General features: G+C 62.2%; 10 protein-coding genes. 2 read left to right on the top strand and 8 right to left on the bottom strand.

Annotation, left to right across the window (positions count from 1 at the left end):
- Positions 1-7 precede the first annotated feature (7 nt).
- The 7 genes from VQ575_RS08965 to leuC all read right to left on the bottom strand — a co-directional run bounded on the left by VQ575_RS08965 (position 8) and on the right by leuC (position 9,186).
- A complete protein-coding gene (locus tag VQ575_RS08965) occupies positions 8-2,584 on the bottom strand; it encodes a FimV/HubP family polar landmark protein (RefSeq protein WP_325919483.1) in 2,577 nt (858 codons plus the stop codon).
- A gap of 210 nt (positions 2,585-2,794) precedes the next feature.
- The gene (locus VQ575_RS08960) at positions 2,795-3,805 is read right to left on the bottom strand and encodes an aspartate-semialdehyde dehydrogenase (protein ID WP_039593936.1); all 1,011 of its coding nucleotides are present in this window, start codon (positions 3,803-3,805) and stop codon (positions 2,795-2,797) included.
- Between the two features lie 160 nt (positions 3,806-3,965).
- Positions 3,966-5,078 (bottom strand): aspartate-semialdehyde dehydrogenase, encoded by a 1,113-nt coding sequence (asd, locus tag VQ575_RS08955; RefSeq protein ID WP_039593937.1) that lies wholly within the window; start codon positions 5,076-5,078, stop codon positions 3,966-3,968.
- A gap of 54 nt (positions 5,079-5,132) precedes the next feature.
- Complete coding sequence (gene leuB / locus VQ575_RS08950; RefSeq protein WP_039593938.1) at positions 5,133-6,215, bottom strand: 3-isopropylmalate dehydrogenase; 1,083 nt, start codon at positions 6,213-6,215, stop codon at positions 5,133-5,135.
- A 66-nt stretch (positions 6,216-6,281) separates the two neighbouring features.
- Positions 6,282-7,046 carry a class I SAM-dependent methyltransferase gene (locus VQ575_RS08945; protein ID WP_198726647.1) on the bottom strand — a complete coding sequence of 255 codons (765 nt, stop codon included), beginning with the start codon at positions 7,044-7,046 and terminating at the stop codon, positions 6,282-6,284.
- A 65-nt stretch (positions 7,047-7,111) separates the two neighbouring features.
- On the bottom strand, positions 7,112-7,756 hold the full coding sequence (gene leuD, locus VQ575_RS08940) for a 3-isopropylmalate dehydratase small subunit (protein WP_030142033.1): 645 nt from the start codon (positions 7,754-7,756) through the stop codon (positions 7,112-7,114).
- A gap of 11 nt (positions 7,757-7,767) precedes the next feature.
- A complete protein-coding gene (gene leuC, locus VQ575_RS08935) occupies positions 7,768-9,186 on the bottom strand; it encodes a 3-isopropylmalate dehydratase large subunit (RefSeq protein WP_039593940.1) in 1,419 nt (472 codons plus the stop codon).
- A gap of 157 nt (positions 9,187-9,343) precedes the next feature.
- Here leuC and VQ575_RS08930 point away from each other — a divergent pair, with 157 nt between their 5' ends.
- Both VQ575_RS08930 and VQ575_RS08925 read left to right on the top strand, forming a co-directional pair.
- Positions 9,344-10,234: a LysR family transcriptional regulator gene (locus tag VQ575_RS08930; protein WP_039593941.1), complete on the top strand. Its 891-nt coding sequence runs from the start codon at positions 9,344-9,346 to the stop codon at positions 10,232-10,234.
- Between the two features lie 67 nt (positions 10,235-10,301).
- Positions 10,302-13,580, top strand: coding sequence for an EAL domain-containing protein (locus VQ575_RS08925; RefSeq protein ID WP_325919482.1), 3,279 nt, complete (start codon positions 10,302-10,304; stop codon positions 13,578-13,580).
- A 113-nt stretch (positions 13,581-13,693) separates the two neighbouring features.
- On the opposite strand, the gene VQ575_RS08920 is transcribed toward VQ575_RS08925, so the two are convergent.
- Positions 13,694-14,146 carry an Hsp20 family protein gene (locus VQ575_RS08920; RefSeq protein WP_039593943.1) on the bottom strand — a complete coding sequence of 151 codons (453 nt, stop codon included), beginning with the start codon at positions 14,144-14,146 and terminating at the stop codon, positions 13,694-13,696.
- Between the last annotated feature and the right edge of the window lie 17 nt (positions 14,147-14,163).

The raw sequence follows: 14,163 nt of genomic DNA, 5'->3' as shown, positions 1-14,163 counted from the left end.
CGCCGACTCACGCCAGCCGCGACAACATCTCCTTCGCTTCGCTCTGCTGGGTGGCATCCCCTTCGCTGAGCACTTCGCCGAGGATATCCCGGGCGCCGTCGTTGTCGCCCATGTCGATATAGGCCTGGGCCAGATCGAGCTTGGTCGCCACTTCGTCGGTGCCGCTGAGGAAATCGAAGTCCGGCTCGTCGTCGGCTGTCGCCAGGGCGTCCTCAGCGGTAAACGTTGGCTGGCCGAGGTCGTCGGACAAGCGATCCAGCTCGGCGTTGACATCGTCCAGCTCGGATTCGAAGGCATCCTTCGGCTGCTCGTGCGCGTCCATCTCGTCGGCCAGGGACAGATCGAAATCCGCTGGCAGCTCAAGATCGTCGGCCGGCGTGTCATCCAGCGCAGGCGTTTGGGCGGCGGGAATGTCCAACCCCTTGAGGTCGTCATCCAGGTCCAGCAGGAAATCTTCATCAGCCAAGGCTGGCGCCGGAGCATCGGCACCCAGGTCCAGATCGAACTCCGACAGATCGTCGAGGCTTTCGCTGGCCTCGGTCTGCTGCTTGAGCACCGATTCGAAACTCAGGTCATCGTCTTCCGGGAACGCGTCCAGCTCGGCGATTGGCTCGGGGGTTGGTGCGACCGGAGTGGTGTCCATGTCCTCCAGGCTCAGGTCGAAGGCGCTGTCGAGTTCTTCGTCGGTTGGCGGTTTATCTTCCAACAGCTCCTTGACGTATTGAGCATCCAACTCAGCGGCCACGGCTGCCGCGGCCAGGCCTGCGCCAGCGGCGACTGCCATGGCCGGGAAACGGCTCTTGAGTTGTTCGACCTGGGCGTAGTTCTCGCCATTGGCGACCAACTGGCGTTCCTGGGCGACAAAGGCGTCGCGGTCGCCCTGCTGGCCATAGACTTCCATCAGTTTCAAACGCAGGTCACTGCGCTGGGGCTCGGCCTTGATGCCTTGTTCAAGCAAGTCGACGGCCTGGTTCAAACGACCACGATCAATGTGCGACTGCGCCTGGTGCAATACGTCGTCCGAGCGGTCGGCGGCCGGAGCTACCAGCGGTGCGGCGATGGGGGGCGTGACCACCACGGGCGCAACCACCGGGGCTGGTTTCGGAGCCGGGGCTGGCTTTGGCTCGAGTTTGACGCTAGGCGGTGGTACTTCAATGCCCTCGAAGCTGCTCGGGGGCAGATCGAGCTCCGGGGAGAAGTCGGCCTCCTCCTCGAGGGCTCGGGCCATGCGCAGATGTTTCTCGGCTTCCTGCTGGGCCTTGCGGCGACGGGCCAGGAGCAACAGCAGCAGCAACAGGACCAACGCACCGCCGCCGATCAGTCCCAGCAGGATCGGATTGGTCAGCAGGTCGTTGTACTTTTTCTCGTCTGCGGCGGCCGGCACTGGCTCGACCGGAGTGACAGGCGGGGTTGCTTCAGGGGCAGCCTGATTTTCCGGGGCGGGTTCCTGCGAGGGTGCCGCTGGCGCGGGGGTCAGTTGCGCCGACATTGCCGGCGTCGACTCGCCGGCGGGCGGGACCGCGCCGCCCTCGGCCTGCATTTTCGCCAGTTGATTGTTCTTCAGCTCGATCAGGCGCTGCAGCTTGTCCAATTGGCTCTGCAGATCGGCCATGCGGCTTTTCAGTTCTTCGTTGTCGCGACGAGCTGAATCGAGGCTTTCCTGGGTCACCGCAAGCTGGTTGCTCAATGCCTGGGCATCACCAGCGGCGCCTTTACCCTTGGCGCCCGCCTTCGCCGATTCGGCGGAAACCAGGCTCAGGTTATCGCGCGCAGCGCCTTGGGCAGGGGCGTTTTCGCCGCCGCCACGCCGGGTGGCGTCCAACTGCTGGCGGCCACTGCCCGCCCCGCCACGACGCCCCTGACGCCATGCAGCGTTCTGGGCTGCCACTTCGGCGATGGCCTGGGGTTGCGGCAACGCCGTGCTTTGCACCGGATCGGGCAGGCGCAATACCTGGCCGGTCTTGAGCAGGTTGATGTTGCCGTTGATGAATGCGTTCGGGTTCAACGCCTGGATCGCCAGCATGGTTTGCTGCACCGAGCCGCCGTTGCGCACCTTGGCAGCGATTTCCCACAGGGTATCGCGCGGCGTGGTGGTGTATTGGGACGGCTTGGTAGCGCCAGTGACCGGCGCGGAGACCACTTGGGGAGGCTTCGCCCGAGCGGCGTCGGCGGCCTGAGGCGAGAATTTGGAAGGATCGAGCAGTACGCTGTAGTCGCGCAGCAAGCGGCCGTTGGGCCACATCACCTGCACCAGGAACTTGACCATCGGCTCGGATAACGGCCGGCTGGAAGTCACCCGAAGGACACTCCTGCCGTTGGCGTTGATCACCGGTGTGAAGCTCAAATCGTTGAGAAAGGCTTGGCGATCAATGCCCGCCTTGGCGAACTCTTCGGGCGGGGCCAGGCTCGGCACCACCTCGGCGGCGGTCAGTTGTTGGACATCGAGCAGTTCGATTTCGGCCACCAGAGGCTGGTTCGGCGGCGACTTGAGGGTCAATTCCCCGAGCCCGAGCGCTTGCGCCATACCGGAGGACAGCGCCGAGGCGGCCGCTATTGCTAACACCAGTTTGCGAACTTGAACCATAGCCTCTTCCTTTGTTTGAACATTCCTCGGCCAGCGAGAAGGTATTGATGCCGCTGCCGTAAGGCATTGCGCGCAGCCCCGATGCGACGGCGCGCGCGATTGTTTCACTCATGCCCGGGAGCAATCCCCGGGAGGAATGTTCGCCTTCAGCACTCTGACCAAGCATAGCGCCCAGCTAGAACCATTCGACAAATTGTTGCCAAGTATCTTTTACAGCAGGTCTTTTATCAACAACTCAGCCACCTGCACCGCATTGAGCGCCGCGCCCTTGCGCACGTTATCCGACGTCAGCCACAGATTCAGCTCCGACGGATCGTCGATGCCGCCGCGCACGCGACCGATATAGACCACATCCTGGCCCACCGCATCACCCACCGGTGTCGGGTAATCACCCGCCTCGACCAACTCGATTCCCGGCGCTGCTTCCAGGGCGGCATTGACCTTCGCCAGGTCGATGGGGCCGGCAGATTGCACAGTCACGCTAAAGCTATCGCCAAAAAACACCGGGGCTTGAATGCAAGTGACGGAAATCTTTAACAAAGGTTGCCCAAGCACCTGGCGCAATTCACGCACGAGACGTCGTTCCAACTGCGTATGACCCTGCTCATCAGGCGTACCTACCTGGGCCAGCAGGTTGAACGCCACCTGTCGGTCGAAAAATTTCGGTTCGAGCGGACGGACGTTCAGCAATTCGGCGGTCTGGCGCGCAAGTTCGCTCACAGCCGCTCGGCCTTGGGCAGACACGGCGAGGCTGGCGGTCAGGCTGATGCGCTGCAAATCCAGGCATTGGCGCAGCGGTGCCAAGGCGACAGCCAGCACCGTCGCCGAGGCGCTGGGGCTGCTGACCTGGAACGGCTTGGACAAGTTGGCCAGCACCTGCGGGTTGGCTTCCGGCACCATCTGTGGCGCCTGCTCCGGCGGCAGCGCGCCAGACAGATCGATCAACGCACAACCGGCGGCGGTGGCACGTGGCGCGAAGCTCAAGGTTACCGCCGGGCCGGCGGCGAAGAATGCCAGCTGGACTTTGCCGAAATCGAATTCGTCGACCTCGCGCACCCGCACGTTTTTGCCGCGGAACATCACCGAACTGCCAGCCGATTCGCTGCTGGCCAGCAGGTGCAGGTTGCCGATCGGAAAGTCGCGCTCTTCAAGAATCTGGACGAGGGTTTCGCCGACAGTACCGGTGGCGCCGATCACGGCAATATCAAAGGACTGGCTCATGGGTCTACCTCAGGTAAAACGTGGGGAGCGGCACTTTACCGGGTGGTGGTTGGGCAGGCAATTGAACACAAGAGAACCTGTGGCGAGGGAGCTTGCTCCAACCCCATATGAAAAACCCGCACCTCTCACAAGGCGCGGGCTCTTTCACAGCAGCTATCGATCAACGCTCGAGCAGGATCCGCAGCATGCGACGCAGCGGTTCGGCCGCGCCCCACAGCAGTTGGTCGCCGACGGTGAAGGCACCGACGAACTGCGAACCCATGTTCAACTTGCGCAGACGGCCCACCGGTACGTTCAGGGTGCCGGTGACCTTGGTCGGGCTCAGCTCCTGCATACTGGTTTCGCGATTGTTCGGCACCAGCTTGACCCATGGGTTGTGCTGGCTGATCAGGCCTTCGATGTCGGCGATCGGCACGTCTTTGTTCAGCTTGATGGTCAGCGCCTGGCTGTGGCAACGCATGGCGCCGATGCGCACGCAGATGCCGTCCACCGGGATCGGGCTCTTGAAGCGACCCAGGATCTTGTTGGTTTCGGCCTGGGCCTTCCACTCTTCGCGGCTCTGGCCGTTAGGCAGCTCCTTGTCGATCCAAGGAATCAGGCTGCCGGCCAGCGGCACGCCGAAGTTCTCGGTCGGGTAGGCATCGCTGCGCATCGCCTCGGCGACCTTGCGGTCGATGTCGAGGATGGCACTGGCCGGGTTGGCCAGGTCATCGGCAACAGCGGCGTGGGTCGCGCCCATCTGCTTGATCAGCTCACGCATGTTCTGCGCGCCGGCACCGGACGCCGCCTGGTAGGTCATGGCGCTCATCCACTCCACCAGACCGGCTTCGAACAAGCCGCCCAGGCCCATCAACATCAGGCTGACGGTGCAGTTGCCGCCGATGTAGTTCTTGGTGCCCGCGTCCAACTGCTGGTCGATGACCTTGCGGTTGACCGGGTCGAGGATGATCACCGCGTCGTCCTGCATGCGCAGGCTGGAAGCGGCGTCGATCCAGTAGCCCTGCCAGCCGGCTTCACGCAGTTTCGGGAACACTTCGCTGGTGTAGTCGCCGCCCTGGCAGGTCAGGATCACGTCGAGGGTCTTGAGCTCGTCGATGCTGTAGGCATCCTTGAGCACACCGGTGTCCTTGCCCACGGACGGGCCCTGGCCACCAACGTTGGAGGTGGTGAAAAACACCGGCTCAATGAGATCGAAATCCTGCTCTTCCAGCATTCGCTGCATGAGCACGGAACCGACCATGCCGCGCCAACCGATCAGACCTACACGTTTCATCGCAACTACACCTTTACAAAAGTGGGCCACCGTCGAAGCGGTGGGCCCGAAAGATTACAGATTCCGCAGCGCGGCGACTACTGCATCGCCCATTTGCTGCGTACCGACTTTGGTACAACCTTGCGACCAGATATCACCGGTGCGCAAGCCTTGGTCCAGGACTACGCTGACGGCTTTTTCGATCGCGTCGGCGGCATCGTTCAAGTTGAAGCTGTAACGCAGCATCATCGACACCGACAGAATGGTCGCCAACGGGTTGGCAATGCCCTGCCCGGCGATGTCCGGCGCCGAACCGTGGCAAGGCTCGTACATGCCCTTGTTGTTGGCGTCCAGGGAAGCGGACGGCAGCATGCCGATCGAGCCGGTGAGCATCGACGCTTCGTCGGACAGGATGTCGCCGAACATGTTGTCGGTGACGATCACGTCGAATTGCTTCGGCGCGCGGACCAGTTGCATCGCGGCGTTGTCGACGTACATGTGGCTCAGCTCGATGTCCGGGTAATCCTTGGCCACCTGCTCGACCACCTCACGCCACAGTTGGCTGGAAGCCAGGACGTTAGCCTTATCTACCGAGCACAGCTTCTTGCCACGCACGCGGGCCATGTCGAAGCCGACCCGGGCGATACGGCGGATTTCGCTTTCGCTGTACGGCAGGGTGTCGTAGGCCTGGCGCTCGCCATTCTCCAGCTCACGGGTGCCGCGCGGGGCGCCGAAGTAGATACCGCCGGTCAGCTCGCGGACGATGAGAATATCCAGGCCGGAAACGATTTCCGGCTTCAGGCTCGAGGCATCGGCCAGTTGCGGGTAAAGAATCGCCGGGCGCAGGTTGCCGAACAGACCCAGTTGCGCACGAATCTTCAGCAGGCCGCGCTCAGGGCGGATGTCGCGTTCGATCTTGTCCCATTTCGGGCCGCCCACGGCGCCCAGCAGCACGGCATCGGCGGAGCGGGCACGGTCAAGGGTTTCATCGGCCAGGGGCACGCCGTGCTTGTCGATGGCCGCGCCACCGATGACATCGTGGCTGAGTTCGAAACCCAGGCCGTACTTATCGTTCGCCAGCTCCAGCACCTTGACCGCCTCGGCCATGATTTCCGGGCCGATACCGTCACCTGGGAGAATCAGAATCTGCTTGCTCATGCTTTCCTCATTTGCTCTGTCGACACGGGCCTGGGCTTCGTAGCCAAGGCCGGGTCGGGAAAAATGCTATCGCTCGGCCCACAGCACCAGCACGTCAGTACTGAACGAACCATCGGCCTCAATCTCAAAATATTCACGCACTTCGTCGCCCATCGAGCGCTGCAGCTCAAGAATCGCTGCGCGCATCACCTCGGGGGTGCGCATGCGTTCGACCCAGGAGCGGTACTCCAGGCGCAGGCGCTGGCGCGAGGTGCTGCGGGTGTGCAGCCCCGCTTCGCTGACCTGGCGCAACCACTCGGCAGCCGAATAGTCGCGCACATGGCTGGTGTCGCGCAGTACTTCGATGCTTTGCAGGTACGTGTCCAGCAACGGCGTGCCCGGCGACAGGATGTCGATGAACGCCACCCTCCCGCCCGGCTTGAGCACCCGGCGCACTTCCCGCAATGCCAGGCCGAGATCGCTCCAATGATGCGCCGAATAGCGGCTGAACACGAAGTCGAACTCAGCGTCGGCGAACGGCAGGCGCTCGGCGGCGCCACGGACCGTGCTGATATTGCCCAGGCCGCGCTCAACCGCTGCGGCGGTCACCACGTCCAGCATTTGCTGGGACAGGTCGTAGGCCACCACTTCACCGGCCAGCGCCGCCACGTGGAAACTCACATGGCCGGCGCCGCAACCCAGGTCCAGCACCCGCGCATCGCCACGGCCGGCCAACGCAGCTTGTAGCAGGGCGAACTCGGCGCCTTGGGCGTGCACGGCACTGCTCAGGTAGGCCGAGGCTTGTTCGCCGAATTGCTTTTGTACGACTTGGCTGTGGGCGGTGCTGGTCATGGGACCTTCCTTTTGGGGTGTAGCCTTGTGGTGTCAGTACTGCTCGCGAAGCAATTTCCGATCAATCAAGCATCGCGAAACAACCAAGGCTGGCTTGCCCGATGCTTGGCCTCGAACGCGGCAATCGCCTCGCCGTCCTGCAAGGTCAGGCCAATATCATCCAGGCCATTGAGCAGGCAATGCTTGCGGAACGCATCGATCTCGAACCCCAACACCTTGCCATCGGGACGGGTCACCGTCTGGGCGGCCAGGTCGATCTGCAATTGATAGCCGGGATTGGCCTCGACCTGCTGGAACAGCTCATCCACCTCGGCGTCGCTGAGGATGATCGGCAGCAAGCCGTTCTTGAAGCTGTTGTTGAAGAAGATGTCGGCGTAGCTCGGCGCGATGATGCTGCGAAAACCGTACTCTTCCAGGGCCCACGGCGCGTGCTCGCGGCTCGAACCGCAGCCGAAGTTCTCCCGGGCCAGCAACACGCTGGCGCCTTGGTAGCGTTCGGCGTTGAGCACGAAATCCTTGTTCAGCGGACGCTTGGAGTTGTCCTGATACGGCTGGCCGACATCCAGGTAGCGCCATTCGTCGAACAGGTTCGGGCCAAAACCGGTGCGCTTGATGGATTTCAAGAACTGCTTGGGGATGATCTGGTCGGTGTCGACGTTGGCACGATCCAAAGGCGCGACAAGACCGGTGTGCTGGGTAAAAGCTTTCATGCTGCGCTCCTTCAGATCAATTCGCGGACGTCGACGAAACGGCCGTTGACAGCCGCCGCGGCGGCCATCGCCGGGCTCACCAGGTGCGTACGGCCACCGGCGCCCTGACGGCCTTCGAAGTTACGGTTGGAGGTGGAAGCGCAATGCTCGCCCGACTCCAAACGGTCCGGGTTCATCGCCAGGCACATCGAGCACCCTGGCTCACGCCATTCGAAACCGGCTTCGAGGAAAATCTTGTCCAGACCTTCCGCTTCGGCCTGGGCCTTCACCAGGCCCGAGCCCGGCACCACGATCGCTTGCTTGATGGTCGACGCGACCTTGCGCCCCTTGGCGATCACTGCAGCAGCGCGCAAGTCTTCGATCCGCGAGTTGGTGCAGGAACCGATGAACACGCGGTCGAGTTGGATGTCGGTGATCGCCTGGTTGGCGCTCAAGCCCATGTATTTCAAGGCGCGAACAATGGAGTCGCGCTTGACCAGGTCCATTTCCTTGGCCGGATCCGGCACGTTCTGGTCCACGGCCAACACCATCTCAGGCGAAGTGCCCCAGCTGACTTGCGGCTTGATCTGCGCTGCGTCGAGCTCGACCACGGTGTCGAATGTGGCGTCCGGGTCAGAAACCAGGTCTTTCCAGGCTTCGACCGCCATGTCCCATTCCGCGCCTTTTGGAGCGAACGGACGACCCTTGACGTATTCCACGGTTTTTTCATCGGCGGCCACCAACCCGACGCGCGCGCCGGCTTCGATAGACATATTGCAGATGGTCATGCGGCCCTCGACGGACAAGTCGCGGATCGCACTGCCGGCGAATTCGATGGCATGGCCGTTGCCGCCAGCGGTGCCGATCTTGCCGATCACCGCCAGGACGATGTCCTTGGCGGTCACGCCGAACGGCAACTTGCCTTCGACGCGCACCAGCATGTTTTTCATTTTCTTGGCGACCAGGCACTGGGTGGCGAGCACATGCTCGACCTCCGAAGTGCCGATGCCATGGGCCAGGGCGCCGAATGCGCCGTGGGTCGAGGTGTGCGAGTCGCCGCAGACCACGGTCATGCCGGGCAAGGTCGCGCCCTGCTCCGGGCCGATGACGTGGACGATGCCTTGGCGCACATCGTTCATCTTGAATTCGACGATGCCGTATTCGTCACAGTTGTCGTCGAGGGTCTGGACTTGCAGGCGCGAGACCTGGTCGGCAATGGCTTCGATGCCGCCCTTGCGCTCCGGCGTGGTCGGTACGTTGTGGTCCGGGGTCGCGATGTTGGCATCGATGCGCCACGGCTTGCGCCCGGCCAGGCGCAGGCCTTCGAAGGCTTGCGGCGAGGTCACTTCATGGATGATGTGACGGTCGATGTAGATCAGCGCCGAGCCATCGTCGCGCTGCTTGACCAAATGCGAATCCCAGAGCTTGTCGTAGAGCGTTTTGCCGGCCATCAGACGGTTTCCTCATCAGCTTGTTTCTATGCCCTGGGTCTTGAGCGGCTCAATGACCCCTTGGCTTGTGAGGCTGATGTTATGAGGCTACATTAAATAACTCAAATTCATATTTTTCATACTTTGCATAACCAACAGGAATTCGACCAAGACGGCCATGGACCTAGCCAACCTCAACGCCTTTATTGCCATCGCCGAGACCGGCAGTTTCTCCGGCGCCGGCGAGCGCCTGCACCTGACCCAGCCCGCCATCAGCAAGCGGATTGCCGGGCTGGAACAGCAACTCAACGTGCGCCTGTTCGATCGACTGGGCCGTGAAATCGGCCTGACCGAAGCCGGTCGCGCCCTGCTGCCACGGGCCTATCAGATTCTCAACGTGCTCGACGACACCCGTCGCGCCCTGACCAACCTGACCGGAGAAGTGACCGGGCGGCTGACCCTCGCCACCAGTCACCACATCGGCTTGCATCGCTTGCCCTCCTTATTAAGGGCGTTCACCCGACGCTACCCACAGGTGGCATTGGATATTCAGTTCCTGGATTCGGAAGTGGCCTACGAGGAAATCCTCCACGGCCGCGCGGAACTGGCGGTCATCACCCTCGCCCCCGAGCCCCACGCACTGGTGAGCGCCAAGCCGGTATGGGACGACCCGCTGGATTTCGTCGTAGCGCCGGAACATGTGCTGCTGGAAAACGGCGCGGTGACCCTGGCGGACATCGCCTTGCACCCGGCGGTTTTCCCGGGCGGCAATACATTCACCCATCACATCGTGCGGCGGCTGTTCGAAGCCCAGGGCCTGACCCCGAATATCGCCATGAGCACGAATTATCTGGAAACCATAAAAATGATGGTCTCCATCGGCCTGGCCTGGAGCGTCCTGCCGCGCACCATGCTCGACGAACAGGTCGCGCGCATTCCTTTGCCGGGCATACAGCTCAGTCGCCAGCTAGGCTATATCGTGCACACCGAACGGACGCTGTCGAACGCAGCACGAGCTTTCATGGCTCTACTGGACGCACAAATCGATCTGCCAGGGACAAGGGCATAAGTTGTGCTACTCCTATAGGGCCACTACGCCTGTGCATAACGCCCACCCGCCCAAGGCCCGCTAGAGAATGCCCAAACCCGCCGACCATCTTCCGCCCCTGCCGCGTATCCAGGCGCTCGACCCGAAGCGATCCGAGCAGAGCTGGGACAGCGCGCCACAGTTGCTGGCCGCCCTGAACGGAGCGCGGCTGGGGGCCTGGTCGTGGGACATCGATACCGGACAGATCAGCTGGTCGCGGGGCACCCAGGCGCTGTTCGGCTTCGATCCGCGCCAGCCGTTGCCGGCGGACGTCGATTACCTCGACCTGCTGCTGCCCGAGGACCGGGCACGGGCCGTTCGCGCGTTTCACGCGGCGGTGGCCGGCGCACCGCTTGAGCAGGCCATGCACCACCGCATCGTCTGGCCCGATGGCAGCCTGCACTGGTTGGAAATCAGTGGCAGCGTATTGCCCGACAAACATGGCCGTCCGCGCATGATCGGGGTCATCCGCGAGATCACCCACCAGCGCGAGCGGGAACAGGCGCTGCGCAGTTCGGAAAAACGCTTCGCCACGCTTTTTCATCTTTGCCCGAACATGGTCTTGCTGACGCGCCAGGAAGATGGACTGATCAGCGAAGCCAACCAGTACTTTGAAAGCCTGTTCGGCTGGCCGGTGCACGATGTGATTGGCCGCACCACCCTGGAACTGGGCTTGTGGGTCGACCCCACGCAACGGGCAAAACTGGTGGAAGCGACCAAGGCCAAGGGCGAACTGATCAGCATGGAAGTGGAGTTTCGCGCCAGTAACGGCCAGGTCCACAACGGCATCCTCAGCGCACAGAAAGTCGAACTCGAAGGCCAGCCTTACCTGCTCAGCACATTCCTCGACACCACCGAACGCAAACTCGCCGAACAAGCCCTCAAGGACAGCCAGGAACGCCTGGACCTGGCCCTCGACTCAGCGCAACTGGGCACTTGGGATTGGCACATTCCCAGCGGCATGCTCTATGGCTCGGCCCGGGCCGCGCAGCTTCATGGCCTGGAGCCCAAGGCATTCCACGAATCGTTCGACGCCTTTTTCGAGGGTGTACCCACCGAAGAGCGCAACAACATGCGCAACGCCTACCGCAGCCTGCGTGAAGGCCCGGCGGGCAACTATCAATTGACCTATCGCGTGCAACTGCCGGACGGCAGCTCGCGTTATCTGGAAAGCCGCGCCCGCCTCTATCGCAACGACGACGGCAGCCCCCTGCGCATGGCCGGGACCTTGCTGGACATCACCGACCAGGTGGAGCGGGAGCAGAGCCTGGCGGCGTCTGAGGAGAAGTTCGCGACACTGTTCCAGGTCAGCCCCGACCCGATCTGTGTCACTCACCAGGACGACGGCAGGTTCCTGGAAATCAATTCCAGCTTCACCCAGACTTTCGGCTGGGCGGCCAGCGACGTGATCGGCCTCAGCGCCGACGAGATCGGCCTGTGGGACGCCTCGGGCAGCAGCCTGCAACGCATAGAACGCGTCATCCGCGAACAATCGCTGAGCAATGTCGCCATTGTCGTCCACCACAAGAATGGCCAGCCGCTGACCTGCGTGATATCCAGCCGGCAGATCAACGTCGGCAACCAGCCCTGCATCGTCACCACGCTGCGAGACATCACCCAGCAACAGCGCTCCGAAGCGGCCCTGAAGGCCAGCGAAGAGAAGTTCGCCAAGGCGTTTCACTCCAGCCCTGACGCCATCACCATCACCGAACTCGAAAGCGGTCGTTACCTGGAGGTCAACGATGGTTTTTGTCGCCTGACCGGCTACCGCGCCGACGAAGTGATCGGCCACACGGTCTACGAAGTGGGGATCTGGGCCGAAGAAAAACAGCGCGCCGCCCTGCTGGCCGAACTGCAGCTAAAGGGCCGCGTTCTTCACCAGGAAATGCTCGGACGTAACAAGCGCGGGGAAATCCTCACGGTTGAAGTGTCGGTGGAGCCCATCACCCTCAACGAAACAGCCTGCCTGCTGCTGACAGCCCGGGACGTCAGCCTGTTGCGCAACGCCGAAGCGCAGATCCGCCACCTGGCTTACCATGACCCACTCACGAACCTGCCCAACCGTGCGTTGCTGATGGACCGCTTGAGCCAGCAGATTGCCTTGCTCAAGCGCCACAACCTGCGCGGAGCCCTGCTGTTCCTCGACCTGGACCACTTCAAGCACATCAACGACTCCCTTGGTCACCCGGTGGGCGATACCGTGCTGAAGATCATCACCGCACGCCTGGAAGCCAGCGTGCGCCTCGAAGACACCGTGGCGCGGCTGGGCGGTGATGAGTTCGTCGTGCTGCTCAGCGGTCTTGAAGGGACGCGCGCCATGGTCGGCCAACAGGTGCAAGACCTGGCCGATACCCTGCGCGACCTGCTCTCGGAACCGATGTTCCTCGACGGGCAACGCCTGCAAGTCACGCCCAGCATCGGCATGGCGCTGATTCCGGACCACGGTTCCACACCGACCGACTTGCTCAAGCGCGCCGACATCGCCCTCTACCGCGCCAAAGATTCGGGACGCAACACCTCCCAGATGTTCCACACCACCATGCAAAAAGCCGCCAGCGAACGATTGCGCATGGAAACCGATTTGCGCCAGGCCTTGGCTCGCAACGAATTCAGTTTGCATTTCCAGCCCCAGATCGATGCCCGGGACAACCGCATCATCGGGGCCGAGGCGCTGGTGCGCTGGCATCACCCCGACCTGGGCGCGCAATCGCCCAACGAGTTCATCAAGGTATTGGAAGACAGCGGCTTGATCCTGGAAGTCGGTACCTGGATCCTCGATGAAGCCTGCAACGGCTTCAAGCAGCTGATCGCCAAGGGCAAGGTCGATCCAAAACGGTTCAAACTGTGCGTCAACATCAGTCCCCGGCAGTTTCGCCAGAATGATTTTGTCGAACGCATCGAAAGCAGCCTCGCCAGCCACGGGCTGCCCTACTCCCTGCTCAAGCTGGAGATTACCGAAGGCATCGTGATCCATAACCTGGACGACACCATCTCCAAGATGCGCCGGCTCAAGAAACTGGGCGTCAGCTTTGCCATGGATGACTTCGGCACCGGCTATTCGTCGCTGACTTACCTCAAGCGGCTGCCGGTGGACACCTTGAAAATCGATCAATCCTTCGTGCGCGATGCCACCAGCGACCCCAACGACGCCGAAATCATCCGCGCCATTGTCGCCATGGCCCGCAGCCTGAACCTGGAAATGATCGCCGAAGGGGTGGAGACGCTGGAGCAACTGCAGTTTCTGCAGGGGCTCGATTGTCATTTGTACCAGGGTTACCTGCACAGCCGGCCGTTGCCACTGGAGGCGTTTGAGCGGTTGCTGCCCTAGCCTGTGCAACCCAGGCAGAAGGCTTTTGTGGCGCAGGGTTTATCCCCTCGTCTTGCAATGACTCCAAAAACGAAGAAGGGCGCCCTCAGGCGCCCTTCTTCAGTTGCGATGGATCAATTCTCCAGCGCGGGTTGCTGCTGCGCACCGTTGATCGGGATGCGCTTGGCCTTCGCCTCTTCCGGTACCACGCGCAACAGGTCGATGCTCAACAGACCGTTGCTCAGGCCGGCGGCCTTGATCTCGATATGATCCGCCAACCGGAAGGACAGCTTGAACGCACGCTGGGCGATGCCCTGGTGCAGGTAGGTCACGCTGTCGTTGCTGGCCTCGCGCTTGCCGCCGCTGATGGTCAGCACACCTTTTTCCACTTGCAGGTCCAGGTCTTCTTCCCGGAACCCGGCGGCGGCGACTACGATGCGGTATTCGTCATCGCCGTGTTTTTCCACGTTGTAGGGTGGATAGCTGCTGCCCGGTTCGTTGCGCAGGGCGGTTTCGAACAGGTCGTTGAAACGGTCGAAGCCCACCGAGGAACGGAACAGAGGGGCCAGCGAAAATGCAGTACTCATGATTCAAATCTCCTGAA

The sequence above is a fragment of the Pseudomonas frederiksbergensis genome (assembly GCF_035751725.1).
Taxonomy (GTDB): domain Bacteria; phylum Pseudomonadota; class Gammaproteobacteria; order Pseudomonadales; family Pseudomonadaceae; genus Aquipseudomonas; species Aquipseudomonas frederiksbergensis_A.
This window is presented reverse-complemented; position numbering and strand designations above follow the sequence as displayed.

Bases quoted from the DNA above. Each gene is read 5' to 3' on its own strand.
- VQ575_RS08965 (WP_325919483.1), bottom strand. From the start codon at position 2,584: ATGGTTCAAGTTCGCAAACTGGTGTTAGCAATAGCGGCCGCCTCGGCG.
- VQ575_RS08960 (WP_039593936.1), bottom strand. From the start codon at position 3,805: ATGAGCCAGTCCTTTGATATTGCCGTGATCGGCGCCACCGGTACTGTC.
- asd (WP_039593937.1), bottom strand. From the start codon at position 5,078: ATGAAACGTGTAGGTCTGATCGGTTGGCGCGGCATGGTCGGTTCCGTG.
- leuB (WP_039593938.1), bottom strand. From the start codon at position 6,215: ATGAGCAAGCAGATTCTGATTCTCCCAGGTGACGGTATCGGCCCGGAA.
- VQ575_RS08945 (WP_198726647.1), bottom strand. From the start codon at position 7,046: ATGACCAGCACCGCCCACAGCCAAGTCGTACAAAAGCAATTCGGCGAA.
- leuD (WP_030142033.1), bottom strand. From the start codon at position 7,756: ATGAAAGCTTTTACCCAGCACACCGGTCTTGTCGCGCCTTTGGATCGT.
- leuC (WP_039593940.1), bottom strand. From the start codon at position 9,186: ATGGCCGGCAAAACGCTCTACGACAAGCTCTGGGATTCGCATTTGGTC.
- VQ575_RS08930 (WP_039593941.1), top strand. From the start codon at position 9,344: ATGGACCTAGCCAACCTCAACGCCTTTATTGCCATCGCCGAGACCGGC.
- VQ575_RS08925 (WP_325919482.1), top strand. From the start codon at position 10,302: ATGCCCAAACCCGCCGACCATCTTCCGCCCCTGCCGCGTATCCAGGCG.
- VQ575_RS08920 (WP_039593943.1), bottom strand. From the start codon at position 14,146: ATGAGTACTGCATTTTCGCTGGCCCCTCTGTTCCGTTCCTCGGTGGGC.